Origin of the sequence: Parapedobacter lycopersici, from assembly GCF_024643285.1 — a bacterium.
GTDB classification, from domain to species: domain Bacteria; phylum Bacteroidota; class Bacteroidia; order Sphingobacteriales; family Sphingobacteriaceae; genus Parapedobacter; species Parapedobacter lycopersici.
In genome coordinates this window covers 149,012-174,850 of the sequence record NZ_JAMSLW010000006.1, presented here as the reverse complement: position 1 = coordinate 174,850, position 25,839 = coordinate 149,012, and the positions used below count along the sequence as shown (strand labels likewise).

Here is a 25,839-nt window from a genome sequence, read left to right as displayed (position 1 = left end):
AATCCAAGATGACGCCGGCTTATCTTTTCTATCGGCTGAGCCACTCGGTTGCGGTCGCAAGGGGGATCCCGCATTTCATTCGAGGACTGGATGACGGTACCCTTTCTTTATTATTCAACGTGATTTGATGGTTTTTCCTGACGAACTTCGAGGGCCGACATGCTTGCTTTCGGGAAGTTGATAATCCGTAGCCACTTCAATAAGAGGACAACAGGGTATACCGGATCGATTTCGTGCCAGCGCCTACCGAAGTTAACCGAAGAAGGGTGTTTATGATGGTTGTTGTGATAAGACTCGCCGAGCATCAGTACGTCAACCACCAGTAGGTTTCGTGAAGTGTTTTTAAGTCTGAAATTGATGTAACCGTATTTATGCGCAAACCAATTGATCACAGCCCCATGAAAGGCACCCATGGTAACGACGATGGGAAGCAGCAGGAACCACCAGAAGCTGCTGGCAAACACGAGAAAAAAGGCTATATAAGCGGCTGCCCACAGCACTCTCGAAAGCGGCGTATTGCCCCACCGGTCAAGCCGCTCCCAGTTTGGTAGGTTTTTTGTAAATCGCTCCTCCACCTGCATACGCCTCCTGTCAATGTCGAGGTAGATGTTCCGTGTACGCCACATCATGGCAAAGATATTTGATGAGAAGTTAGGCGAATGGGGATCCCTTTCGGTATCGGTATACGCGTGATGCATGCGGTGCATGATGGCGTAGGCCCGTGGGCTCATGTAGGAAGAGCCCTGCGTAATATATGAAAACACGAAGAAAAAACGTTCCCAGAACCGGCTCATCGTAAATGAGCCATGCGCTGCATACCGATGCTGGAAAAAGGTCTGCGAAAACAACGAGAGATACCATATCCCTATGAAAAAAAACAAAATGACCATGATAATGGGCTTTAAAATGTAAACGATGGATGCAGAGATCGAATAGTAAAGCCCACTTTGGCTGCGGTAGGAGGAAAGTGGTAACCCGGAGACGTGTATCTGTATCTTATTAATTATCATAAAGGTAGGTTATTTAGTTGGAAAAACACCAAACTAATGCCTGTATTTATTTTCTGATCGCGCCCAGTCATGATACGATGCTGCCGTAGGGCTTTTCAAAGGTATGTTGCAGCGCCAGATACGAAATAAGATACGCCAGCGTGCTTTCTGCACCCTGGTTACGATTTACGCCGTCGCGTTGCAATCCATCGCAGCAACCTTGGGTGTCAAAATCATACATACTCACGCGGAGATCGTTCTCGCCCAAGAACCACATGAATGACGTATACAGCCGGCTGAGGTAACGGGGATCTCCCGCATAGCTGTAGGCCTGGAAGTAAAGCAGCACCATAGCCATGGCATCAATGGGCTGTTGGGCAAAAGGTGAGGGAGCGCCGGTTTGCCTGTACCAATTCTCATTGCCGATGAGGCTCAGATGTCCTTTGGAAAGCGTATGCGATTCCAGGAATTGCAGACTTTCAAATGCCACGTCCCTGAACGATGCATTGTTTGTCATCTCGGCGGCACACAGCATGGCCATGGGCAGCAGCCCATTGTCGTAGGCCAAAAGCGATTCATACCAATGCCAGGTGTCTGTCCGGTGTAGTTGATAGGCATCATAAAGACGTTGGGCCAGCTTCCGCGTTAGTTCGGACATCTCTTCGTTTGACGGATTGTCTTTCAAATAATAATAGAGGCCGATAAGCGTATTGGCAATGCTCCGGATGGACTTCAGGTGTTCAAAATGGGGTGCTGCATTGGAGAACAGCCGTTGCACGACCTGATAATAGGCATCCATCGGCGAATAGGCAATGGCATAGCCGAGCGCCCAGATAGCCCTTCCAAAGGCATCCTCCGAGCTCACATCATCGAGGAAACTCCGATTGAACCCCATAAAGTTCCGGAAGGTGCCATCCGTGTTCTGCGCATAATTCAGGTAGCCAAGGTAAACAGCGATATATTTGAGCGCCTGCTCGCTGTTGGTCCTCCTATAAGCCATCAGCATCATGAGCAGTGCCCGTGCATTGTCATCAAGGCAATACCCTTCGTTGTAATTCGGAATCCCGAAGTTGGCATGCTGGAATATGCCCACACGATCCGTGAGCCGTTCGATGTGGTCGAAGCGCAATGGAGGCAGTATGCTGCGGTCCAATGCCGGATCCTTTTTGAGGATCGCTTTAGGGACGTTGGCCATGAGATCTCTGGTAAGTTCATGGTATCTTGCGCCCGTTTTCGGCCAGGTGATGGTTTTTCCGTATTCTCCCGCCTTATCCCGCAAAGCTTCTAATTTATCAGGATGTGCAAGTAAATCTACCAATAGGTTGGTCAGTTGCTCCTCATCAGCAAAGTTAAATAACTCTCCCCGTCCTTCGGCCAACAGCTCGGCCGCGTGCCAATAGGGAGTGGATACGACGGCTGAACCGACACCGACTGCATAGGACAGGGTACCGCTGGTAATCTGCGCCTCATTGAGGTAGGGTGTGAGGTAAATGTCGGAAGCGGCGAGGTATTTGAACAAATCGTCTTCCGACGCGTACTGGTTGAGGAATACCACGTGGTCTTCGAGGCCCAGTTTCTTGACCAACCGGTGCAAAAACAACCGGTATTCTTCGCCCGCGTGCTTGACCACATTGGGATGTGTTTTTCCAAGTACAACGTACACTACGTCGGGGTATTTCGCTACGACCCTCGGCAAAGCGCATATAGCGGTTTCGATCCCTTTGTTTCGGCCAAGAAAACCAAATGTCAGCAATACCCTTTTCGTCTCCAGCCCCAACTCCAGCCGGGCTGCCGTCCGATCGTACCGGATGGGCGGCACACCATGGGGCACCAGTTCGATTTTTTCTGCCGGTACCCCATACGTTTGCCGTAGTATCTCCGCTGCCTTGTGGGCCATGACGATTAATTTGCTGGCTACCCTGGTGATTTCTTTCATCACCGCCAGTTGATTGTAGGATGGCTTATTGAGCACGGTGTGGAACGTAGCCATCACAGGAACCTCCAGACTATGCAGCAACGTCAGGATGAATATGCCGTTCTGCCCGCCGAAAATTCCAAATTCGTGCTGGACAATACATACATCCACCTGGTTTTGGTTAATGAACTCAGCCGCCTTGAGGTACGTGCCATGTTCGTCCTGGTCGATGATAAATTTCACTTCCGGAGGATACATATAAGTACTGCCGGGATCATTGATGGCGACGACAAAATTGCCTGATGTCCCGGAACCGTCGCCGGTAGATTGGAAGAGGTGCTGTGTAAATGACCCGATACCGCATTGGCGGGGGGCGTAAGTGCCTATAAAAGCGATTTTCATCTGATTAAATTATTTATGAGTGTAGGTTTTCACCGTTTGTTTGCTTTCAACCGCACTCAAGCGATTGCTTTAATTTATTGCCTTTTATTTATGGCAATTTATACACGTCTCTTGGGTGTAATTATTTAACGGTCGAAAACGCTAGCATGAATTGTTCCCTGGATGTGATGACTGGATTGGTACGGAAGCGGGGAAGAACCGGTCGATCAATACGAAGTTGTTAAATGTAGTCATTTTTGGCTACATATCTGGTATTTCATTTAAATACCTTATCTTACAAGAAATAAACTATACGATCATGACAAAAGATAAAGGATCAAAGAAAGAAGGCGGCAAAAAGGCCGCTGTAAAGAGCTTGAAGGAAAAACGGGCAGACAAGAAGGAAAAACAGGCAGAGAAGCGCAGGAAAGATTAACTCCTGAAGTGGAACAGCTTTCTCCCTTCCGTAGAATGCTGCAACCAAGCCAATGCCTTGGTTTTGATCTGCCTCACACGTTCGGTAGTCAATCCCAATTGACGGCTGATTTCTCCAAGGTTTTTCGGTTCAGCCCCGCCGAGTCCGAAAAATAGTTTCAGCACCAGTTGCTCCCGTTGGGGAAGCCTGCATATCGCATCTCCGACAACAATTTCCAATGAGTCGCTCATCGCCCGATGGTCCGTCGGCACCCCGCCGTCCGGCAACGAATCCAATAAGCTCATTTCGTGCGAGTGAAGGGAGGGAGCATCTACCGAAACCTGCTTGTTGCCGTTTAACAATATGCGGCCCAACCGCTCAGACGAAACGCCAAGCACCTCGGCCAGCTCCTCCACGGTGGGTTCACGCTCCAACTGCTGCTCCAGCTCGGATTGCGACCGCTTCACTTTGACCAAATCAGCAATCTGGTTTAATGGCAGACGGACCGTGCGCGACTGCACGGAAATGGCCGACATAATGCTCTGCCTGATCCACCAGACGGCATAGGATATAAATTTGAAACCGCGTGTCTCGTCAAACCGTTTCGCCGCTGTGACCAGCCCAAGGTTTCCCTCGTTGATCAGATCCTCAAGCACCACGCCTTGATGCTGGAATTGCTTGGCCACCGAAATCACAAACCTAAGGTTGCCATTGACCAACCGGTTCAGCGCAGCAGTATCTCCCGTACGTATCCGGACGGCCAGCGCGACTTCTTCCTCGCCGGTAAGCATGTCATATTTACTTATATCATGCAAATAGCTGTTCAGGGATCGATTTTCGCGGTTGGTAATCGATTCGGATATTTTCAGTTGTCTCATGTGCTGCTTTCGTGTGAAGGTATGCTGTAAATGTAGGCAATTAAGTCGGACAAATTGGAGAAACCCCGATAATACGCTACCGTTGCGCCATCCCTTCTGAATACCCGTGCTCAACCAGGTGTGAGTGCTGTCGTGTGCTAACACTTATAAACAAGTCATCGCAAGTTACATCATTCAATGACTGTAAATAGTCAATAACTAAGAACTCGTACACTTTGCGTCCTGTAAGCGCGGTGTGGAAGGAATAAAAAAACCACCAGGGTTAATGCCCGGTGGTCTTCATACAATATCTGAAAAATAGAAATTAATTCAATTTTACGTTTACTGCGTTGAGGCCCTTTTGGCCCTGCTCGACTTCAAATGAAACATCATCATTTTCGCGGATCTGGTCTTTCAACCCGGAAGAGTGAACAAATATCTCTCGTCCACCGTCTTTGGGGGTGATGAAACCGAAACCCTTAGTCTCATTGAAAAATTTTACTACGCCTTCTTGCATGGCTTTTGAATAAAAAATTAATTGAATTATTAATTGGCTTAAAGGTAAGAATAAAATATTGTAATTCAGCGTTTTTTATTTCGGTCGAGCGAGATCCTATGCTCCCAAGTATACCGCGGAAGTTGATGGATGCTGCAAGACACCATATTTTGATATAGTAAAAATATGCAACACCTTTTGCACAAGCGGAAACCTGCGCGACACTGATAATGGAGCAGGCGGTTAAGCGGTAGGTATTTTATACGCCACGGCATTCATATTCACGCCGGCGCCCATGGAGGCAAATACAACCACGCTTCCTTTCTGCAGGGCTTGATCAATTAATTTCCCTTTATGCATCAAGTCGTATAAAGTGGGTAATGTTGCCACAGAACTGTTCCCGAGCCATGAAATCGTCATGGGCATCATGTCTTTTGGCGAGCTATTCAGGCCATATAGTTCCAATAGGTTCCTCAGGATCGCCTCGTCCATTTTTTCATTTGCCTGATGGATCAGCACTTTATTGACTTCTGAGACTGATAGACCCGCTTGGTCAAGACACTCCTTCATGGTTTGTGGCACGGCCTTTAACGCATACTCGTATAGCTTCCTACCATTCATTTTGAGAAACAGGTGATCATGGCGGTATTCAGGATTGGAAGATTTGCCCATGCGTAATACATAGGCCAGTTCGTCGGCGTAAGACTTAGTGGCATGGCTCAGAACGCCCACCGGTGTGTTACTCTGCCTGGCTTCCAAGACGACAGCCCCGGCTCCATCAGCGTAGATCATACTATCCCGGTCGTGCGGATCGGAGATCCGCGACAGTGTTTCCGTTCCGATAACCAATACCCGTTTGGCACTGCTGTTGCGGATGTAAGTATCTGCTTGGATCACACCTTGTAACCAGCCAGCACAACCGAAAGGCAAATCATAGGCGATGGTTGACGGGTTTTTGATAGTTAAACGATGCTTAACCCGGGATGCCAATGCCGGCACGAATTCGCTTCTGCGGTTATCTGCCCTGATGTCGCCAAAGTTATGGGCAACGATGATATAATCCAGCGTTTCCCCGTCTATCCCGCTGGACACCAGCGCGTCCTGTCCGGCGAATGCGGCAATGTCAGAGGCTACCAGATCATCGGTCACGTACCTTCTTTCCTGGATACCGGTAATCCGGCCAAATTGCCCGATGATCTCCGCATTCATTTTTTTCAGCTTGGTACCATCCTGATCATAAAAGGCATGTTCAAGGAAATCTCCGTTTCGTATTCTTCTGGTCGGAATATAACTGCCGCTTCCAACAATAACGGCATAAGTCGGATGATCCATTGCGTTGTGATATTTGAATTATTCCTTTCCAAGGAGCTGTAGCATTTTTGCATGCAGAAGCAGGGCTTTCATAAATGTTTCCTGCTCGTGATAAGGCAGCCCGAATGCTAATGCTGTTGATTTGACAATCGGTGCAATTTTGGGATAATGAACATGACAGATTCCCGTAAAAAGGTGGTGTTCGATCTGAAAATTGAGGCCCCCAATAAACCAGGATAATATTCGGTTCTTCGGTGCAAAGTTAGTCGTATTGCCTAATTCATGTATTACCCAACTATCTTCCATGTGCATCTTTCCTTCCGATTTGATAGGTGCTGCAAAGGCGGATGCCTGCAGGTAGTCCTTTGCCGTCATCCAGAAAAGGGTCATGTTCATATAAAAAAACCAGGCGTAAAAGATATTGGTAACGATGGAACCAATACCAAAGCTGCCGTGGAGAAAAGCGCAGCAATTTGATGCTACTGATGTCATCATCTAAACCTTCAATGTTGGTGTAGGTATGATGTAATAGATTGTGCTGGATTTTCCATGTTGCCGAATAACTACCCACGATCTCCAGGATGCGTCCGATCAGACTGTTCACTTTTTTATTGGGCGAGTAGGTTCCATGATTGGCGTCACGCATGACTGCCGTGCCTATGCCTACCATTCCCCACCCCATCAGGAACCAAAGCGCGAAATACAGCCAATAATTACCAGCTGTCTGGCCCGTAACCATCAGGACATAGGGCACCACGTAAAGCAGTAACATGAAGTATGTTTTTATCCACATGGTCGTATTTGCATAAGGTGAAAGCTGATTCTTTTCAAAATAAGCTCAAACTTTTTCCGTCACAGCTTCATAGAAGCTATCTGCGCCTCTGGGTGCGAAACGCACAATGGGTAGCTTTATAATTTGCAGATCGGATTATTTGCCCGTTAAAGAAAACAAACTTGCAAAAGTATTGTTTAGCAAAAATTAAATCGACAGGATTTCGATTTTAGTTAGGGCTTATGCTGCTGACAACGCCGAAAACGTTTTGCGCGAGTTGGCGCCGTCCAAGAAGTAAGTTTACTGGGTGGATACGTTAACCCATTCCAAGGATTTGTAAAACACGTTTATAGCATCGGTAGTAAACTTCACGGATTTTCGTTTGCACCGCACGCTTATCGCGAATGCCTTCCCCTTCTATCCAGCAACACATACTGCCAGATCGGGCCGCAGCTTTCTGCATAGAGAAGTCGTCAAAAAAAAGCGACTTCCCATCTATGGAAAAAAACAATGCCTCGCCGCCAAAAAGGATTTTAAGTCGGCACACGACGCCTTCGGTTTCAACCACATGCACCTTCGCCTCCGGACCGTTCAGCCGCCCCGCCAGCTCGACTTTACCTACCCTGCTCATGCGTCTGTTTCTCGTCTCCAATGTATCCATTAGCGTGTTTCCACCATTGTTGTATCAATATGTGTATCGAAACTCCCAAAAGGTAAAAACCCGATGGATGGAAGACCAAACCCTTTCTCTTCCGATAAGCTGAACAAAACGTAATATACCATACACATCCAACACGATACTTTCGGGAAAGCAGGTATTTTTATTCAATTAAAACACTAAGCATGGAAAAAGTAATATTGGTACCAACGGATTTCCCGCCCAACACGGTAAAGGCAACCAATATGCCCTAAAGATGGGTGAGGCGATTACCGTGGAAGTTATAGAGGGTTATGGAAGAAGGTAAATCCGCCGAACACTTCCTCAATATCATCCGGAAATGAGATTACTTAATTAGGCTTTTCGCGCAGAGGACTGCTTCGTAGTCGGCTAAAAAGTTCGACATTTGTAAACTTGCCCCTACTAAAGAGGAAAAAGAGGCAAAATCCAGACAAAGTTTTGGTATGCCTCTTTTCTTTTTTGTTATTTTTTGGGTTCAACTTTCGTCTCTTTGGGCCGCATTTCTTTCTAGGGACTATAAGGTCACTTCAGATTCCGATACGCATTCGGGGCAGCGTATGACCTAACTGATTTTTAAACAATCAACCAATCATTGTACGCAGCCTAAAAGATGATAAAAGGAACTACTATTGATTACAATGGAATCAATGGGATAGATACAATGATCTCTGTTCCTTCTGTACTTGAATGAATGTTAGTTTTACCATTCAAATATTGAACTCGACGACGGATAGACGCCAGACCGATAGTTGTTTTTTTGTCTGCAAATTTCTTTTTGTCTAACCCTACGCCATCGTCACTGATCGTCAATATCAGGCTGGCTTCGTCCTGATACACTAGGATGTCTATATTCTTCGCCCTGGCATGCTTAATTATATTTGTGATTGCCTCTTGGATGATACGGAATAAGGCAATTTTAGTATCTGTATTCACATTGGCCAGTGAATTGTCGTCAATGTGAATAGTTTTATTGTATCGGTTATCGGGCAAGGCATTGTCTGTAAGTAGCCTGATCTGTTTTTCAAACGAAACCTCTTGTTCATCAGCCTCGTTGAACCATTTATGGCTTTTTCTCCGGGCAACTTCATAGACGTTTGCCGTTTCTGATTGCAATCTGCCCAATTTGCTTCTCAAAACAATGTCCTCGGTATCCATTGATAGTAACTCCAACTGATTCCTGATGGCCGCAATAGACGAAGAAAGGCCGTCATGAAGGTCCTGTCCGAGCCGTTTTTGTTCATCCCTGACTGCCTGGTGCTTGGCTTCTTCCATCGCAATGATCTGGATATTAGCTGCCTCATTCAGGGCCGCTATCTGCGCTTTCGCTTTCCTGCTGCGATGGAGCATGGTGAGATAAATGGCCAGCACGATTAGCACCGAAGCAAATGAAATAACCATCAGCCAACTGGTCCGCTGCCGTTTGACTGCTTCCGATTGCTGAAGGTCGATTTTCGTGTTTTCAGCCTCGGTATAGGCATACAGCAAATCGGTCATCTCTGCCATCAATTTGGCCTGTGCCTTTCGCTCGTCTGCCAGGGCGAGAGACAGCCATTTGTTGCTTCCATGCAGATCACCTTGCAAGGCCCGTAGCATGGCTTTATACTCATTAACCTTGGCTTGTTGGTTTTTAACAAAAAGGGGGGATGTCTCGTACTTTTTGATGTATACACCGGCACTGTCTGTATTTTTTATAGCCAGGTAATGATCTATTCGCCAAGGAAAAAGATTTTGATTGATAAAGCCTGTTGCCTGGTCATGATAAGCCGTTTTCAATGCTGCAAGGCTATCCAATACACCCCCTACTTTATCCTGCTCACCTTCAAACAGCGCAATATAATATTTCGTTACAAGCATAAAAAAGTCATTGAAAAGCATGTATTGCCTGTTGACAGGACGTTTGAGTTTAATCGCATTGCCAATCTCATTGATCAATTGAGCCGTTTGGTAGACAGCCGCCGTATCCCCGGTCTTGATATAGGAGTCAATAACTCCTGCTGACAGGATGGTAAGTGCTTCCGTTCCTGTTGGAATATCGATCTCGTTTTTCAGCAGCAACTTCGGAAGGGTTTCCAGGTAGGGTTTTTCCTTTATATATTGGGCAATTACTTTATCATACAATTCTTCTTCCATATAGATCTGGCTTTTTGTTGAAGCTTCAATCAATGGGGACTTCTCACCGTTTCTTTTATATTCCTGATTTACTTTCTCGGCGTAATACATAGCTGCACCGGTTTCTTCAAACATACTGGCATTGTTAAGAAAAATGACATAGTAGTTTTTCCGGTAGTGGCCGTATGCTTTCTCGCTCCAGGCGATTTCTTTGAACAGGCTAAGGACATCAGCCAATTCCTGGGTCTTAAAATGGATTCCTTCCGACAGGTGTTGATCGGTCAGCCTGTTGACGCTGTCCAGATACTTATCCGCTGAGATACGATCTGCATAGTAGGCCTGATCGAGTTGTTCAAACTCCTCCTGTGCCTGGGTTACAGATTGTCCGGCTGCGATCTGGTTTTGAATGGCCAGGAGTAGAAAGAACACAATAAAGAAATAGAAACTCCTTTGTGGCAGACGGGATTTGGCTTTCATGGAAGTTGTTCTAAAAGGTCGCAAATTGGCTTAAAGTAGTTCCGACCCGATTCTGACAATAATAATCAATCATCCGGGCAATCGAAATCGACGCAAAATATGGAAAATCCCCAGTCTCCCGAAGTTTAATTGTCCTATTTTATCGGGAATAAAACGTTATCAACGATTCCGTTCCGGAATTACAACTGGATTTTATACCTGATAACAGCTCGAATATAAAACCGGTTATTCAACTATTAGGGCCTCCCCTGATTTCCCCTCCGCAACACCTTACTGGTCACGGTCGTTCCATATTATTCTTCCACAAAAACCCCCTTTGGGGGGTAGCGGGTGGGACCCCGCTGTTATACTTTTGCTTTTACCAAATGAAAAGGCAGTGGCAATACACTCTGCAAATCTTCATTCCCATAAAAATATAAACCATAGAAGTAAAAGAAATGAAAACAACAATCCGAAAAACATTAATCATGTTTTTGGCGGGAGCTACCCTGGCAAGCTGCGCCAAGAACGATGACATCAACGACGGCATCAATGTCGACGAAGATACAGGGTGTGCACTGGTCGAAGAATTTGTCAATACGGCCGTCCGAATCACAGAACCCACCACTTGGACAGCCGATAGAGTATATTTGTTTAAAGGTATTACCAGCGTAGAAATCGAATCCGAACTAACCATTGAACCCGGCACGGTTATGAAATTCGACAGCGGTTCTTCGATGGTGGTTCGTCCGGGCAAAAACGGCCGGATCATTGCCAACGGCACAGCGAATAAGCGTATTGTGTTTACTTCGTATACGGATCGTACACATTGCGGAAACATGCAGGCAGAGGGAGCTGACACCCAGCCGGCCAGAGGCGACTGGGGGGGCATTACGATCGATGGTGGAAACAACCATAGTTTTACTTACGCAGATTTTCTATACGCCGGAGGTAGAGCAGGTGATGGGACTTCTTCGGCGGTTTGGTTTGACAATGACGCGGGCGGTGCCTTTACTTTTGATCATTGTGTATTTGCGCATACTCTTGGCGAGGACAAAAAATATTTGAATCCGGGGAGCCCTGGTATTTCTGCTACTTTCGAGGCAGTCTTTATACAACGTCTACCCAATCCGGAAGCAATCCAATTTACCAACAACATATTCTACGATAACGATGTTCCGATGGTGATCAATTCCTATTTTCCTGTGGATGCAAGCAATAAATTTCATAATCCTGATAATCCGGCAGAGCAGAATGATCGGAACATCATCCATATGTTCGGCATGGAGCATCAGGAAGCTGATGTAACCTGGGGGCATACCGAAGTGCCGTATGTGTATACCGGGGGGAATTCCCATATAGCAAAAACCCCGCATACCATAACGATCGGACCCAATGTTGTCGTTAAATTTCCAGGTGTCAGTGCCGGTATCAACGGGTGGGATGATATCCGCATCATCAACCTGCATCCCACAGCTACGCTCACTTCTTTTCACGACGACGCACATGGGGGCGACAGTAACGGCAATGGGACGGCGACTTCGCCCAGCATCGGCGATTGGGATGGCTTTGTTACCCGGGCGTCCTCCGGAAGGCGGGATGATGTATGGGCAGCAGGCGATAATATCTTGTATGCAGATCGCCCGTAGTAGTTTGGGCGTTTGTTCACGCCCTTAATTTTAGTTCTGGATAATGACACAATAAACTTAACAACTTGCCGCTACTACGAAAGAATGGTTATCAATGAGGTAACCATTCTTTTTTGACACCAATTTAACCTGACCCATGTCTTTTCTGTCTCCGTGTCACCTGCCGAAAAGCTTGATAAATCGGTATTGGCTATTTATCCAATCCAGAAGACAGGCTGAAATCCCACAATGTGTTGGCAAAAAAAGGATGGACGTTCACAATCGCGCCAACATCCGCCAAAAACTTAAGCATTTGACGGCTTTAATCTTACAAATAATCCGTAGCTTTAATCTGTCAGAACACACCCGGCCTATGTCCTATCACATTCCCGGCCACCTGAAAGGCCTCACCGACAACGAAGTAGCTGCTTCCCGAAAGCAATATGGTTATAATCAGCTAGATGCGGTTCGCAAAAGCTCCTGGTTGTCGCTGCTCATCAACATCCTGAAAGAACCGATGCTCATCCTGCTTATCGTCATTTCGTTGATCTACGTTGTGGTTGGCGACTATGGCGAGGCAGCGTTTATGTTTGTAGCTATCGTTGCGATCTCCGCCATTTCCTTTTATCAGGATAACCGCAGCAAAAAAGCATTGGAAGCGCTGGAAAAACTCAACGAGCCGCTGAGTCGGGTAATCCGGAATTCAACCGTTGTGGAAATCCCCACCCATGAGATTGCGGTGAGCGATCTCTGCATTACTGAGGAGGGAAAAATAATCAACGCCGATGGGCGCATTGTACACAGCAACGATTTCTCCGTGAACGAAGCTTCGCTTACCGGCGAGAGCTTCTCCGTATTCAAGGATAGCCAGTCGGAAGACAATCAAGTGTACAGCGGCACGCTCACGGTTTCAGGACTGGCCATTTTCGAGGTTACGAAAATCGGGAAGGAGACCCGTATCGGCAAGATTGGCGAATCCCTGCTGACCATAAAAGCAGCGCCTTCTCCCCTACAGCTCCAGATCACCAGATTCGTAAAAACGATGGCCATTGTCGGTATTGTCATTTTCCTGATGGTCTGTCTTTTCAGGTATCATCAGACCGGAGACTTCATTGCCAGCCTACTCAGTGGGCTTACATTGGCGATGTCTGTTCTGCCGGAAGAGATCCCGGTCGCTTTCACCACCTTCATGGCGCTCGGTGCCTGGAAGCTCATGCAGCAGGGCATCATCATCAAGCGAAGCAGCATCGTGGAAACGCTGGGCAGTACTACGGTTATCTGCACCGACAAAACGGGTACGATTACCGAAAATTCGATGCAGCTGATCAACCTGTATGTTTTCCAGACCGACAAGACATACGATACCTCATCCTTCAACGACCCGGCGTTGTCTACCCTGATCAGCTACGCGATGTGGAGCAGCGAACCGGCCCCATTTGACCCCATGGAGAAGACGCTGCACGGCGTATATGAGCAAACACAGTCCGACGACCTGCGGGGTGACTACCATATGTTCCATGAATATCCCCTCGAAGGGAAACCACCGATGATGACACATCTCTTCGAGGACACCCACAAAAACCGGATCATAGCTGCCAAAGGCGCTCCGGAGGCCATACTTAACGTATCCCGGCTTTCGGCCGATGAAAAGGAGCGGGTGAGAAACCGGATAAAAGCATTCGCAGCGCAGGGATACCGTATACTGGGTGTAGCCAGGTCGCTGTTTGAAGGAACCGGATTCCCCGAAAAACAGCAGGATTTTCCATTTGAATTTCTGGGACTGACGGTCTTCTATGATCCACCCAAGAAAGGCATCAAAGATGTGTTCCAACGGATTTACGAAGCCGGGATCGCCGTCAAGGTTATTACCGGTGATAATGCAGACACCACAAACGCCATTGCCGCTCAAGCGGGTATCGTTAGCGATACCCCGCCTGTAAACGGCGGCGAGCTCATCAATCATTCAGAAGAAGAACTCATGCAGCTCTCGGCACGCACCACGCTGTTTACACGAATGTTTCCCGAAGCCAAGCTGGCCGTAGTAAATGCACTGAAAAAACGGGGCGAAGTGGTGGCTATGCTGGGCGATGGGGTAAACGATGGCCCGGCTCTGAAAGCGGCCCACATTGGGGTGGCCATGGGCAACAAAGGGACGGAAATTGCCAAATCAGCCGCTGCCCTGGTGATTACCAACGATGACCTCGGCAAGTTGATCACCGGTATAGCTGCCGGAAGGCGGATATATACCAACATCAAAAAAGCCGTTCAATACATTATCTCCATCCACATACCCATTATCCTGACGGTGTCCCTGCCCCTGTTTCTGGGCTGGATATTCCCGCAGATCTTTACGCCGGTCCATGTAATCTTTCTGGAACTGGTGATGGGGCCCACCTGTTCCATTGTCTATGAGAACGAACCGATGGAAAGGAATGCCATGCAGCGGCCGCCCAGGACCATGACCGACACGTTTTTGAATGGACACGAGTTGATCATCAGTGTTGTACAGGGACTTGTGATTACTGCAGGGGTGTTGTTTGCCTACCAAAAAAGTGTTCAAAACGGCGGAAGCGAGGAACAGACGAGGGCGATGGTATTTACCACGCTTATTTTTGCGAACATCCTGCTGAGCTTTGCCAATCGCTCGTTCTTTTACAGTATTTTCGAGCGTCTCAGAAGCCGTAATCCCTTGCTCACGGGCATTACGGCGCTGGTTTTGATCATGCTCTTCGCCATCCTATATGTGGAACCGCTGTCCCGATTCTTTAACGTGACACCGCTGCGTGCAACGGAATTGGGGGCTTGCTTTGCCATTGCGGTGGTTTCCGTGCTGTGGATTGAGGTTTATAAACTATTCCGCAGAATGCGTTCTTGACCAGTTCATCCTTCTGCTGACGAAAATCGCGGTTTAGAGGCCATGCGAGTGGGCAGCAAGACCATTACCTGATTATATTTATTATTTTGCGGCCCATTAAACGGGAAGGCCCATGAATAATTTTGGCATTCATTGCTGGCTGGCCATTGTGTCTGCTGTATATCTCCTTGGAATCGGTACCGCGAAAGCCACGCTGTTCCAAACAGACAGCCTCGCGCAGGAATTCAGAAAAGCAACCACGGACTCCGCCAAAATCGCCATCCTGACAGAAATGGCCCGCCGCGTGCCGCACAATGATTCGGCCAGCGCGTTATCGTTGTGGAAACAGGTGCTTGAGCTGTCCAGCGAGAGCCGGGATCCACTCAGTAAGGCAAAGACCTACCTCAATATCGGTTCCTGGCATTATGATCATTACCGTACGGAAAAAGCTGACCGCTATAATCACCTCGTGCAGGAACTTATCGAACAGGACACTTCACGAAATGCACGCGTGCTATTCTCCAAAAGCCGCATCAACGCCGCCAATATCGCGTGGCAACGTAATCATATTGATGAAGCATTGAGCGGGTACCTGGAGGTACTCCCTTTGCTTAACCAGCTTGATGACACCGAATCCCTTGCCCTGGTAAACACCAACATCGGCATCCTGTTCAACAACCAGCAGCAATACATTAAATCAGCGCATTATTTTCTGGCCGCAGTCGACCAGTACAACCAGTTAAAACCAATCCCGCACGGCGACATTGCCGACACCTACATTATCCTCGCAGGACATGGCTTCCGTGCAGACACATTGTTTGATGCGCGGGGAGTCGCCTACCTGGACAGTGCCTACCAGCACCTGAAGCACCTGGATGCCGCGCATCGCAAATGGGCAGACTACTACAACATGAAAGGGCGGTTCGACCTGGCAGCCGGTGAACTGGCGGCTGCGGAACAAGCCTTCCGGCGGGGACTACCCCTCGCCCGCCGATACAACGACACGTATACATCCTGCGACATCCTGTTGCATCTTTCGGAGCTGTATGAGCGGCAAAATGAGTTCGCCAAAACCCGGCCTTTGCTGGATGAACTGCTGGAGATCAGTCAGACCAACCAGGTGGGCACTTATCAATTAAAAGCACTTAGGGCCTTATCGCGCATGGAACACCGCCTGCAGCAGCCGGAGCGGGCGTACCAATTCCTGAACCAATACATCGAACTCGCCGATAGCCTGCAATATGCCGAAACAACAAGAAACCTTCACGAGATGGAGGAAAAATATAAACTGGCCGAAGCGGAAAAGAACCTGCTCGTGCTGCAACGCGAGAATGAACGGAAAGATTTTGCCATCGAACGCAACCGCTGGTATATCGGATTACTGCTTGGGATATCCTTCCCCCTGTTGGCCAGCTGTATCCTGATTTTCATGCTTTACCGCAATAAACGTAAACTATTGGTCCAGCAGCAGCGCATGCACACCATGGATGTGGAACACATGGAACAGGCGCACCGAAACTCGTTACTATCGGCCCTGCTGGAAGGTCAGGAAAAGGAGCGCGAGCGGCTGGCGCGCGACCTGCACGACGGGCTGGGAGGCCTGCTTTCCAGCATTAAGATGGACCTGTCCCGGATTACCGGTGCTTTGCCCAAAGATGATATCCAGCGCCCGCATTTAGCTTCCGTGACCCGCAATGTTGATGGGGCCGTGGAAGAGCTCCGCGGCATCGCCCATAGCATGATGCCATCCATGTTAGTTAACTATGGCTTAGCGGAGGCATTACGGGAATATTGCGACAAATTGAAAAGCTCGGGTGTTCCCGTCTTTTATCAGGTCTTTCGTTACAGCCAACCGTTGACGGAATCACGGGAAATGACACTCTACCGTGTCGCCCAGGAACTGATCAACAACTGTGCTAAATATGCGGAGGCAACGGAAATACTGGTGCAGCTGCAGCAAACAGACACCACTGTCACGCTCGTGGTGGAAGATAACGGGAAAGGATTTGATACCGAATATGCTGTAACGGGTGCAGGACTCCGTAATGCAGCGATGCGCGCCACCCTATTGGAAGGTACATTCGATATCCGTTCTGACAAAGGTGTGGGCACTACGTTTACCGTCGAATGTCCGATATCGGTTACGTATGTATCAGCCCATACTCCGTCGCAAGCTTAATGGCAGATGCCAGGTTCTTAACCTCAAACTTCTCCATCAGGTTTTTGCGATGGCTTTCGACTGTATGGGGACTAATAAATAGCACTCCGGCAATCTCCTGCGTGGTAAGTCCCTTGGCCGCCTGATGGAGGATCTCTTTTTCCCTCCGGGTAATCTTGGGTACACTTTTCAACCCTTCCGTGGTCTTCCGCTTCATGATCTCAGCCGACTGTGAACACAGGAACCGCCGGCCATTGACAACGGCACGGATTCCCTCCACGATTTCCTCTCCGATCGCATTCTTCTGGATATAGCCATCGGCGCCCTCCTGGAACATGCTGTTGATCACCGCATATTCATTGTGCACGCTGAGTGCAATAATGCGCGTGGCGGGCGACAGGGTTTTCACTTTTTTAACCAGGTCAATGCCGTTGATATCCGGCAGGTTGATGTCGAGCAGCAACACCGCAGGGGGTGTTGATTCAATAGCTTCCAATGTTGTTGCCGCATTGGCAAAGCAGCCCGCAACCGTCAGGTTATCAGCCTCGGAGAGTACGTTTTTCAATCCTTCCAGTACCATCGGATGATCGTCCGTAATGAAAATGGATACCATAAATTCAAAAATTCACTGTATAAAACTTGTCGTATTTTCCCGGATCAACCGGATTGTACTGAAAAACAGCCGGTTTTCGGGAGGCTCGCACCGGGACGGATACCGAATCGTAACGGAATCCGGCGCGCAGCACCGCCCTTAGCTTTTCATACGGCACAAATAAACTGAAGTATCCGTAAGCGTAGGGTGTCAGCTCGTATAACCCATAATGAAACGTGATGCCCTGTTTAGAAAGAATGAAGTTCGAAGAATAGTGTATCGAATCGGCAATGAAAATCCCCTGTTTGTCATCGCTGAGCTTCACGTCCGGTGCGATGCCATACTGTTTGCGCAACTCGGCATCCAGCACTGCGTTAATCACTGCCTCCTGGCTGACATCAAGTATATCTTCCAATTGAAGCCATCTTTTGTCGCCCTTACGATAGGTGTAGAAGCGTTGTGAAGATATTCCATGCGCACCGCCAGTATAACTAAAAGTATTGTAACCCATAATCAGGTAATCGGTCGTGTTGAGCATCGGGTAAACTGAATACGCATACTCATAGTGTAGGGTATAGCTGAACTGTTCATCAATTTCTTCCAGCAGCTCCGCCATCTCTGCCTGATACCCCTCCTCGAACAGTCCGATCTGCTCCTCGGCGAGCACACCGAAATCGGTAAAGGCACCGCCTGTGATGAAGGATGTAAACGCCTCAGCCAGCCGCCCGTCATCGGGCAGGAATCCACGGAACTGCATGGTTCCCTCGAGGGGTTCCTTCAGGCTGTCTGACCCGACAGTGACGATGCGATGCCGCTCAAAAGGAGTAAATCGCTCAACCCCGCCTTTATCCGATAGCAGGAAATCGAAAGCAATGGTGTCTTTTCCCATGGCCAGCTTACCGCGATACGAACGGTCCTCGAAATTACCGGTAAATACCTGGTTGTCGCCCTCGTCCGACCAGGTACTGAGCACCAGGGATGCTGTCCGGGCATTTTTATAGGAAAACACACCTGTATCGTCCGCGTCAGTGCTGCGATACAGTGCTATCGGCAGATACTCATCGAGGAAATAATAATACGCCGATACCGGTGGTATCTCCTCGGGCAACCTGTCATGCTGTACCGGATAAACAGCAATTTCCATGCAGGCGGCACGGCTGCCTATTTTCCCTTCAAGCAGGTAATAGCCGGGAGATTGTGCAAAGAGCCCTGTTGCCAAGCACAGTAAAAGACAGCATAAAGGTAATCGTTTCATTTGTTATCACTGGAGCACAAAAGTACCGACAAAAAAAATCTACGTCATCACGGAAATCAGGGATTTTCGGTAATACCCCTGATTTCCACTATTTTTTCCCCAGCCGGCCCACGCTAACTTTGCACCATGCAAAATGGTAATGTGCACATGATTACCCTGGTGCTGGCCGTTGCACTTAATACAACGGCCGGCACCTGTATTTCAGCTGTTGCACCGTCACCCCCGCGAACAACGTGCCGATACGATGGACTATTTCCTCTATTTAGCGGCCGACGGCCGATATGGTTATGTCGACAAGCACCTGAATATGGTCATCTCACCCACATTCCGCTCGACCATGTCCGGTTTTATGTGGATTGGGAGACCCAACAGGAATACCGGGAACAAAGCAACTAAACACAGAAACGGCCCTATGTGGGCGATTACCGGAAGCAATGAATAGAATAGCCATATTGATCTGCTCGTTCGCGTGTTGCCTGGCCACGTTGACCGGCCATGCACAGGAAGCATTGGACGTACTGGCGGGGGCATACCACCAAGCCAGTTATGAAAACGGCGATAAATTTTTCCAGGCCGGCCCCTACGTCCGCGCACTGTTTTTTAACGAACGCCAGCAGGAAGCGATTGCGGTACTGGAAGAAAACATCCAGCTGGCTAGAAAAAGACAGGACGGCAAATACGCCGCCTACCTATATGGACTCCGTGCACTCAACACCTTTATACTGGGTGATTCTGCCCAAGCTGGCAGATACATCGACAGTGCATTGGTTTTCTCTTCCCGGACCCCTGATCGGAAAATCAGGGGTTATGTTTACTATTGCCAGGGATGGATGCTGGCACGTGAAGGTCGCGAGGTGGACGCCGTAAATGCGTTTGTGGAAGGACTTCGCCTGTTGGAAAATACCGATGGCTACACGTATCAAAGCTCGATTTATAGCGAACTGTATGGGATATATGCGAATTGGCGGGCAACCGACCTTCAGGCAAAGTATGCTTTCCTTAACCTGGACCTGGCCAACAAACGGAATAATCCGTCGCTCCTGTTCGATGCACACATGCGTATGGGACACCTGTATGAAACACGTATGGCACAAGCCGCCGGAAACCAGTCGTTTGTTGACAGCGCGACATATTATTACCGAAAGGCGATAACCATCTTTGAGCGCAATCCGTCAAAGATGGGTGCTTCGCCCACCAACCTGGCACATGCCGCCATCAATCTGGCAAATCTCTACCTCAGCATGGATAACCCTTTGTACCGGGAAGAGGCAGAAAAATACGCATTGATGGCCATTGATATTGCCAGGCAATACGACCATAGCCAATTTATCGCATCGGGCTATGGTATTTTGTCCACCCTCGCCCGTTACCGGGGGAATACTGAAAACGCGAAGAACTACCTGCTTGGTGCATTGGCAGCCGCATCGGCGGAAAAAACCATGAATATGGAGACGCTTCCGCATATTTTCAGGAACTTGGCAGAGCTTTCCGAAGAACAGGCAGATCCTGCCGGGGCGCTGCATTATTACAAGCAATACGTGACTGCCGTCTACGATGTATTCGATTCGGAAAAGCTGGAACTGGCGACCCGTTTGGAAGCACAGTACGAAAAGGAGAAACAAGAACAGCTGCTCACCCACTTACGCCTGGAATCGGAAAAAAAAGCACAACAAATCAAGCTGATGGACGCATTGTCGGCGGAACAGCGCCAGGCACTTGAGGTCATGAAGCTCAACGAAGAGAACCAGCACCAGCAACTGGCATTCGCCAGGCTCCAAAACCAGCAGAAAGGACAGGAACTCGAATCGGCACAACGCGAAGTGGTGCTTAAATCCCGTATCAACCGCATCTACATCGTCCTCTTCGCCGTTGCGCTGTTCGTGGTGGTATTGCTACTCTATGCTTACCGGCAACGCTCGAAGACATTGGCCCAGCAAACAGACTTACATCGACTGGAAATGGGACAGGTTCAGCAACAAAACGAAATATCCAACCTGACCGCTATGCTCGATGGGCAGGAACAGGAACGGTCGCGGTTGGCACGGGACCTGCACGATGGGCTGGGCGGACTGCTTTCCGGGACCAAGATTGAGCTTTCCGGCGTGTTTCCACGTTTAGCTGACCCAGTGGCCATGCAAAAGGTCACACGGTCGCTGAACCAGCTGGACGCGGCTGTCAATGAACTCCGTCGCGTGGCACACAACCTTATGCCTGAATTGCTGCTGAAATATGGACTGACCGAAGCCATCCGTGAATACTGCAACCGGATGTCGCACAGCGGACTGGAAGTGGCCACCGAAATCGTCAATTATACTGACAGCCTCGACACCAATCGCCAGGTGGTCGTATACCGCATTATTCAGGAGCTGGTGAATAACGCCGTGAAGCATGCGCAGGCCACATACATTTTGGTTCAATTGGCGCAGACCGATGATACGCTTTACCTTACGGTGGAAGATGATGGCAAGGGGTTCGACACCGCCGCGCTGGATGGCCGCAAATCGGCCGGTATACACAATGTGCAATCGCGCCTGGATTACCTGAAAGGACACCTTAATCTCATCAGTGAGCCGGGTATGGGTACAACCGTGGAGATTGATTTTCCTGTAGCAAACAATCCGGAAAGTGTTGGTATTGAGGCTACAGGTGGTTAGCCGCGAATGGAAGGGGTGTTTATTTTACCGTCACCGATATATCTATCGGTGACGGTAATGCAGCTGTTAATCAGCTTAGTTTTCCAATTGTTGCTTCTCAAACGCTGCTCCGGCTTCATTCACCGTATTGGCTGCCTTTTCAAAAGCGTCATTGATGTTATTTAACGCGGTGGTCTCCGCGGCTGGGTCGTCCGCACCGGTGCTCCGGATCTCGATTAATTTCGGATAATCATCCTTGACAATCTTTTCATACGCCTTTAATCCTTGCAATACGGCCTGCTGCAGTGTATTATCTCCATTGAAACTACCTATTTCTCCTACTTTTTCAATTTGTTTCTCCAGGTTGGTTTCCCACGCTGTACGCACTTCGGATGCCTTCGTGTAATCAGCGGCATTCATCGCGGCATTCATGTCGGTAATGTGTTTCTCATTTTCGTTGATGGTCAACATCAACTCATTGTTGTACGCCGCCGGATCCTGGGCACCACCGCAGGCTACAGCTACTGACACCACAAACAACACTGCACTACTTTTCATCCATTTTTTCATATCTATTTTCTTTTTAATTAATAATTACTGCCAAAGCAGCCCTGTTAAACCGAAACAAAAGTAATGGCCTGATGAACAGTGGTAAATAGCGGTTTCCAGTGATTTATTGGCTGTTTCATAGTCGTGAGAACACCCTTTAGCATCAGGGATCAGGGTTCCCACCGGTAGCCGGCAATCACTCCTGAAAGCCGGGGTGCCACCAGCGCATGGAAGATGTAAGAAGGGGCACTGCGCAGTTTATCAATGCTCGAAGTGATCATCGTATCCTGGTCGGTATATCTTGAGAATTCCCGGTAAGGGAATTCCAGGTACGCCCAGTTTAGTGCAAGCCGCGTACTGTCGATCTGCAATCGATGGTTGACGCGCAGGCTATCCCAAAGGGGTGTGATAACCGAATCTGTACTGTTCACCGTGAACGACGACGAAATCGGTCCCGCCGCCTGGAGCATCGACGAAATCAACTCAGCTGTCTCACTGATCTCGCCTGATGTGTTGTCCAGGCCCAGGGAATAGGAAGAAGTGGGGAGCGGCTGCTTCAGCCGGTAGTCCAGGTACGAGATGGCCGCGCCGCTCGCAAGTGGACCGGTCATATACGTCTGCTTTTCTTCGTAAGTCCATTGGGCAGAAGCGTAATCAATTTCCAATGGGTAGCCATTTACACTGTCGAGCTGGAGTAATTCAACGATCTCCGGGTCATTATCGGTATAAAACAGCGTGAGTGCGGCAGGAGACCAGGTAGATGGGTGGCCGATAAGGGTATCAAGTAGTTCACCGAAGACGGTTTTATGGACAGCGGTTAATTCCGGCCGGATGATCAGCCGGAGCGTGTCCGGATTTCCGGTAGCCGTAATGGTGAATGACCGATTTGGTGATTCCGGCCCGGCGGTGAGCGAGAGCATCCCCTTTAATTCATCAACGATACGCAAGGTATCTACAGGGTTCCCATTAGTCGTAAGCGACAACGTTGTTTTCGGCTGTTCAGGCGTGCTGCAAGACGCCATAATAAGCATCGTAGCGGCCAGAGGCAAAATAGCAGTTAGTTTCATGGCGTAAAATTAGGATACGCCCGATGTGCATGCAATACCTGAAAACAGGGGTTTCCCGTAACGGCATCCAGTATAAACCTGCAAACTGCAGATCACAAGTCAACCTACTGGATGCCATTACGGGGCTCCTAGTTTCATCGGTTACGGACCCTGATATCAAAGTCCTATCTTAAAATGCCTGAACAGGTATCCGCCACCGATTCCTATGGAAACAGCGGGGTAGCCTTTATTAAACGGCATCATATAGTCGTATCCCACTTTACAATTGAACAGAAAAAATTCCGTATACAAATGCGGCGTAAACCGGAACTGGTTATTAAACTGTTTATTGAAATCAAACAGGTAACCGGCATTCAGGCCGAGGGCGAGTAAAAACAGCTTTTCATCGTCTATGATAAAGTACAGGGCCGTTGCCTGTGCCTGCAGGCCTGACGGCACCATGGCATTAGGTGAGGTGTAATCCACACCATAACTTATATCAAAAGGTCGGGTATTATCAAAGATCAAAGGAACATTGATGCCGGCCTGGAACATGATTCGCTCTTCGTATTTTATCCCCACATTAACAACCTGTGCATGTGTCGTGTTAAAAACAGGAATACCAAGTACAACAAAGACAATGAATTTATTAACGATGCCCATACACCCTTATTTTTGCTTAGCATCGAAATAAGCACTTTGTCAACTGTTTTAAAGACGGATTAGCCTTTTTTCCAGCGCCGATAGGCAATGCACTTATTGAACAGGTGCTAAGCTATCCAACCCTCCAAAGTTAAACACTTCCTGCTTCCGGAAATATCCCTGATATCCGGTAAAAAGGGGCCTTAACAACCGCCGTTTACGCCCTTGCTACCAGACGTACCGGATACCGCCCATAAGCCCCCCATGCATCGAACGGACATCGTGGTCGCCCCGATGCCGGTACCATACCCAGCCGGGTGCATCCATGGAGACCACATCGTCGTCTGCATAGCTTACGTTGGCTGTGGGACCCCCGAAAATCTCCACGTGGTTTCCGAGCCTGAAGGCTGGCAGTATTTTCAGGGAAGCCATGTGGGTGTACGTATCAAAATCGGTAGTCGTGCGCTGCACTGCTTCGACGTTTAGCGAAAACCGGTTTTTATGAATCAGACGGGCACCCAGTCCACCCTCCAACGCATAGTTATATCCATCATTTCCGAAACGATAGCCAATGCCCAGCACACCATACAGTACACGGCCCCCTGACCGGAAAACCAGGCTGGCGGTACCGGTTTCATCGACTTCAACTGCCATACTTTTCTGACCATTCCGGACCAGGTTAATCAGGCCAATGGGGTAATCGCTGCTATCGGCAATATTCAGCAATCCGGCAAGCTGTACCCCTTTTACATTTTTCCCGACATTAACCACCCCGGCGATCTGTGATCCGGTTTCTCCGCGTGCGATATTAACCACCCCCGCAAACTGGGCACCCTGAACCGAGCGGGCAACGTTAACTACCCCGGCAAACTGGGCCCCATGCACCTCCCCGGCCTGGTTTGCTGCACCGGCGAGCTGGATCCCGGACATGGAACTGGCTATCTGATTGATAACACCGGCAGCCTGAACCCCGTAAAGTGTATTTCCAACCCGGTTGAACACCCCGGCAAGCTGGACGTTGCGCACATCGGACCGGTTAATATTAAATACGCCGCCAAGTTCCAACCCGGCTACTCCTCCTGTGTATCCACCGATGATATTAAGGGAGAACCGGCTCACGGCCTGCGCGCTTTCGTTACCCAATATACTGAGTCCGGGCACAAAGGAAATCTGGACGGGATGGATGGTGTCCCGCCCATCGGCGGACTGGGCCTGTATTGGTTTTACCTGGATTAAAATGGCCGATAGAATAATGAAGAATGCGCTTCGGCTTGTACCTAGAATGTTAGTTGTCGTCATATGCTTTTTCCATATATGACAACGACGTGGCGTTACCCCCTTACTGCAGCATAAAATAAATCAGGACGGGTCAAACAGCAACGCCATCAACTCGTCTTTTTTTTGCGGCGAAACCTCGATTTCCATACCATCGGCCATTTCCAGCGTTCCGCCGTTCCCTTTACGGTAACGGGTAATGAAATTAATATTGATCATCGAGGAACGATTGACACGGATAAAGGTATCCCCGGCCAGTTGTGCCTCGTATTCCTTCAGGGTCTTGGAAACCACAATCTTTTTATTCCCGGTGAGGTGGAAGGTGCAATAATTACTCATGGCCTCAATCCGGATAATGTGGGTCTTTTCAATGAGGTAAATCCCTTCCGCGGTAGCCAGTGATAGCCGCTTGCGGGAAAACCGGTCGGGTGTGTTCAGTGCTTGTACATTTTTCCGTTCCATTCTTTTTTTCAGCCTACCGATCGCTTGCCGCAGGTCATCTTCCCCGATTGGCTTCAGCAAATAGTCCACCACACTAAGCCGCAGCGCATCGAGCGTATAAGCGTCATAGGCAGTCGTGAAAATGACCTCGAACTGGAATCCCGCCAGCCGTTCCAGAAACTGGAATCCGTTCATGCCCGGCATTTCGACATCCAGGAACAAAACATCCGGTTGATACCGGCCGATTTCTTTTAATGCGGTAAAGGGGTCATTAAAAACAGTGAGCAGCTCTATGTCGGCAGCGAAAAGCTGCAATTTATGGCTTAGTAGTCTGCCGCCCCGCGGTTCGTCATCTAGGATAATTGCTTTGAGCATGATATGGTCGT

Annotated in this window: 20 protein-coding genes; 4 read left to right on the top strand and 16 right to left on the bottom strand. The window is 48.7% G+C overall.

Annotated features, from left to right (window positions below; translation table 11 throughout):
* Nucleotides 1–110 precede the first annotated feature (110 nt).
* From NEV57_RS13475 to NEV57_RS13440, 9 genes are all read right to left on the bottom strand, one after another.
* Nucleotides 111–1,010, bottom strand: a complete 900-nt coding sequence (locus tag NEV57_RS13475; protein WP_257658861.1) for an acyl-CoA desaturase — start codon at nucleotides 1,008–1,010, stop codon at nucleotides 111–113.
* Nucleotides 1,011–1,077: 67 nt separating this feature from the next.
* A complete protein-coding gene (locus NEV57_RS13470; RefSeq protein ID WP_257658860.1) occupies nucleotides 1,078–3,306 on the bottom strand; it encodes a glycosyltransferase family 4 protein in 2,229 nt (742 codons plus the stop codon).
* Between the two features lie 411 nt (nucleotides 3,307–3,717).
* On the bottom strand, nucleotides 3,718–4,578 hold the full coding sequence (locus NEV57_RS13465; protein WP_257658859.1) for a sigma-70 family RNA polymerase sigma factor: 861 nt from the start codon (nucleotides 4,576–4,578) through the stop codon (nucleotides 3,718–3,720).
* Between the two features lie 304 nt (nucleotides 4,579–4,882).
* Nucleotides 4,883–5,074 (bottom strand): cold-shock protein, encoded by a 192-nt coding sequence (locus NEV57_RS13460; protein ID WP_257658858.1) that lies wholly within the window; start codon nucleotides 5,072–5,074, stop codon nucleotides 4,883–4,885.
* 222 nt (nucleotides 5,075–5,296) lie between these two features.
* Nucleotides 5,297–6,385: a 3-oxoacyl-ACP synthase III family protein gene (locus NEV57_RS13455; RefSeq protein WP_257658857.1), complete on the bottom strand. Its 1,089-nt coding sequence runs from the start codon at nucleotides 6,383–6,385 to the stop codon at nucleotides 5,297–5,299.
* Between the two features lie 18 nt (nucleotides 6,386–6,403).
* Nucleotides 6,404–6,754, bottom strand: coding sequence for a fatty acid desaturase family protein (locus tag NEV57_RS15820; RefSeq protein ID WP_372340080.1), 351 nt, complete (start codon nucleotides 6,752–6,754; stop codon nucleotides 6,404–6,406).
* Nucleotides 6,660–7,136: a fatty acid desaturase family protein gene (locus NEV57_RS13450; RefSeq protein ID WP_257658856.1), complete on the bottom strand. Its 477-nt coding sequence runs from the start codon at nucleotides 7,134–7,136 to the stop codon at nucleotides 6,660–6,662. The genes NEV57_RS15820 and NEV57_RS13450 overlap by 95 nt, the downstream gene beginning before the upstream one ends.
* A 316-nt stretch (nucleotides 7,137–7,452) precedes the next feature.
* The gene (locus NEV57_RS13445) at nucleotides 7,453–7,797 is read right to left on the bottom strand and encodes a hypothetical protein (protein WP_257658855.1); all 345 of its coding nucleotides are present in this window, start codon (nucleotides 7,795–7,797) and stop codon (nucleotides 7,453–7,455) included.
* A 651-nt stretch (nucleotides 7,798–8,448) separates the two neighbouring features.
* A complete protein-coding gene (locus NEV57_RS13440) occupies nucleotides 8,449–10,401 on the bottom strand; it encodes a sensor histidine kinase (protein WP_257658854.1) in 1,953 nt (650 codons plus the stop codon).
* Between the two features lie 437 nt (nucleotides 10,402–10,838).
* Here NEV57_RS13440 and NEV57_RS13435 point away from each other — a divergent pair, with 437 nt between their 5' ends.
* The 3 genes from NEV57_RS13435 to NEV57_RS13425 all read left to right on the top strand — a co-directional run bounded on the left by NEV57_RS13435 (nucleotide 10,839) and on the right by NEV57_RS13425 (nucleotide 17,041).
* Nucleotides 10,839–12,029, top strand: coding sequence for a beta-helix domain-containing protein (locus NEV57_RS13435; protein ID WP_257658853.1), 1,191 nt, complete (start codon nucleotides 10,839–10,841; stop codon nucleotides 12,027–12,029).
* A 352-nt stretch (nucleotides 12,030–12,381) separates the two neighbouring features.
* Nucleotides 12,382–14,883 carry a cation-translocating P-type ATPase gene (locus tag NEV57_RS13430; RefSeq protein WP_257658852.1) on the top strand — a complete coding sequence of 834 codons (2,502 nt, stop codon included), beginning with the start codon at nucleotides 12,382–12,384 and terminating at the stop codon, nucleotides 14,881–14,883.
* A gap of 112 nt (nucleotides 14,884–14,995) precedes the next feature.
* Complete coding sequence (locus NEV57_RS13425) at nucleotides 14,996–17,041, top strand: tetratricopeptide repeat-containing sensor histidine kinase (RefSeq protein WP_257658851.1); 2,046 nt, start codon at nucleotides 14,996–14,998, stop codon at nucleotides 17,039–17,041.
* Here the strand turns inward: NEV57_RS13425 and NEV57_RS13420 are convergent.
* Both NEV57_RS13420 and NEV57_RS13415 read right to left on the bottom strand, forming a co-directional pair.
* Entirely contained in the window at nucleotides 17,004–17,633 is a 630-nt protein-coding gene (locus NEV57_RS13420; protein WP_257658850.1) for a response regulator, read from the bottom strand. The two genes, NEV57_RS13425 and NEV57_RS13420, sit on opposite strands and share 38 nt — an antisense overlap.
* Nucleotides 17,634–17,637: 4 nt before the next feature.
* Entirely contained in the window at nucleotides 17,638–18,867 is a 1,230-nt protein-coding gene (locus NEV57_RS13415; RefSeq protein ID WP_257658849.1) for an RsiV family protein, read from the bottom strand.
* 434 nt (nucleotides 18,868–19,301) lie between these two features.
* On the opposite strand from NEV57_RS13415, the gene NEV57_RS13410 reads away from it, so the two are divergent.
* Nucleotides 19,302–21,521: a sensor histidine kinase gene (locus NEV57_RS13410; protein ID WP_257658848.1), complete on the top strand. Its 2,220-nt coding sequence runs from the start codon at nucleotides 19,302–19,304 to the stop codon at nucleotides 21,519–21,521.
* A gap of 75 nt (nucleotides 21,522–21,596) precedes the next feature.
* On the opposite strand, the gene NEV57_RS13405 is transcribed toward NEV57_RS13410, so the two are convergent.
* From NEV57_RS13405 to NEV57_RS13385, 5 genes are all read right to left on the bottom strand, one after another.
* The gene (locus NEV57_RS13405; protein WP_257658847.1) at nucleotides 21,597–22,058 is read right to left on the bottom strand and encodes an LIC11966 family surface protein; all 462 of its coding nucleotides are present in this window, start codon (nucleotides 22,056–22,058) and stop codon (nucleotides 21,597–21,599) included.
* Between the two features lie 161 nt (nucleotides 22,059–22,219).
* Nucleotides 22,220–23,116, bottom strand: coding sequence for a hypothetical protein (locus NEV57_RS13400; RefSeq protein WP_257658846.1), 897 nt, complete (start codon nucleotides 23,114–23,116; stop codon nucleotides 22,220–22,222).
* Nucleotides 23,117–23,272: 156 nt separating this feature from the next.
* Nucleotides 23,273–23,758, bottom strand: a complete 486-nt coding sequence (locus tag NEV57_RS13395; RefSeq protein ID WP_257658845.1) for a hypothetical protein — start codon at nucleotides 23,756–23,758, stop codon at nucleotides 23,273–23,275.
* A gap of 207 nt (nucleotides 23,759–23,965) precedes the next feature.
* Complete coding sequence (locus NEV57_RS13390) at nucleotides 23,966–25,036, bottom strand: hypothetical protein (protein WP_257658844.1); 1,071 nt, start codon at nucleotides 25,034–25,036, stop codon at nucleotides 23,966–23,968.
* Nucleotides 25,037–25,096: 60 nt separating this feature from the next.
* Nucleotides 25,097–25,828, bottom strand: a complete 732-nt coding sequence (locus tag NEV57_RS13385; RefSeq protein WP_257658843.1) for a LytR/AlgR family response regulator transcription factor — start codon at nucleotides 25,826–25,828, stop codon at nucleotides 25,097–25,099.
* Between the last annotated feature and the right edge of the window lie 11 nt (nucleotides 25,829–25,839).

Bases quoted from the DNA above. Each gene is read 5' to 3' on its own strand.
- NEV57_RS13385 (WP_257658843.1), bottom strand. From the start codon at position 25,828: ATGCTCAAAGCAATTATCCTAGATGACGAACCGCGGGGCGGCAGACTA.
- NEV57_RS13405 (WP_257658847.1), bottom strand. From the start codon at position 22,058: ATGAAAAGTAGTGCAGTGTTGTTTGTGGTGTCAGTAGCTGTAGCCTGC.
- NEV57_RS13435 (WP_257658853.1), top strand. From the start codon at position 10,839: ATGAAAACAACAATCCGAAAAACATTAATCATGTTTTTGGCGGGAGCT.
- NEV57_RS13440 (WP_257658854.1), bottom strand. From the start codon at position 10,401: ATGAAAGCCAAATCCCGTCTGCCACAAAGGAGTTTCTATTTCTTTATT.
- NEV57_RS13445 (WP_257658855.1), bottom strand. From the start codon at position 7,797: ATGGATACATTGGAGACGAGAAACAGACGCATGAGCAGGGTAGGTAAA.
- NEV57_RS13470 (WP_257658860.1), bottom strand. From the start codon at position 3,306: ATGAAAATCGCTTTTATAGGCACTTACGCCCCCCGCCAATGCGGTATC.
- NEV57_RS15820 (WP_372340080.1), bottom strand. From the start codon at position 6,754: ATGACCCTTTTCTGGATGACGGCAAAGGACTACCTGCAGGCATCCGCC.
- NEV57_RS13460 (WP_257658858.1), bottom strand. From the start codon at position 5,074: ATGCAAGAAGGCGTAGTAAAATTTTTCAATGAGACTAAGGGTTTCGGT.
- NEV57_RS13410 (WP_257658848.1), top strand. From the start codon at position 19,302: ATGAATAGAATAGCCATATTGATCTGCTCGTTCGCGTGTTGCCTGGCC.
- NEV57_RS13425 (WP_257658851.1), top strand. From the start codon at position 14,996: ATGAATAATTTTGGCATTCATTGCTGGCTGGCCATTGTGTCTGCTGTA.
- NEV57_RS13415 (WP_257658849.1), bottom strand. From the start codon at position 18,867: ATGAAACGATTACCTTTATGCTGTCTTTTACTGTGCTTGGCAACAGGG.
- NEV57_RS13420 (WP_257658850.1), bottom strand. From the start codon at position 17,633: ATGGTATCCATTTTCATTACGGACGATCATCCGATGGTACTGGAAGGA.
- NEV57_RS13400 (WP_257658846.1), bottom strand. From the start codon at position 23,116: ATGAAACTAACTGCTATTTTGCCTCTGGCCGCTACGATGCTTATTATG.
- NEV57_RS13465 (WP_257658859.1), bottom strand. From the start codon at position 4,578: ATGAGACAACTGAAAATATCCGAATCGATTACCAACCGCGAAAATCGA.
- NEV57_RS13455 (WP_257658857.1), bottom strand. From the start codon at position 6,385: ATGGATCATCCGACTTATGCCGTTATTGTTGGAAGCGGCAGTTATATT.
- NEV57_RS13430 (WP_257658852.1), top strand. From the start codon at position 12,382: ATGTCCTATCACATTCCCGGCCACCTGAAAGGCCTCACCGACAACGAA.
- NEV57_RS13390 (WP_257658844.1), bottom strand. From the start codon at position 25,036: ATGACGACAACTAACATTCTAGGTACAAGCCGAAGCGCATTCTTCATT.
- NEV57_RS13475 (WP_257658861.1), bottom strand. From the start codon at position 1,010: ATGATAATTAATAAGATACAGATACACGTCTCCGGGTTACCACTTTCC.
- NEV57_RS13395 (WP_257658845.1), bottom strand. From the start codon at position 23,758: ATGGGCATCGTTAATAAATTCATTGTCTTTGTTGTACTTGGTATTCCT.
- NEV57_RS13450 (WP_257658856.1), bottom strand. From the start codon at position 7,136: ATGTTACTGCTTTACGTGGTGCCCTATGTCCTGATGGTTACGGGCCAG.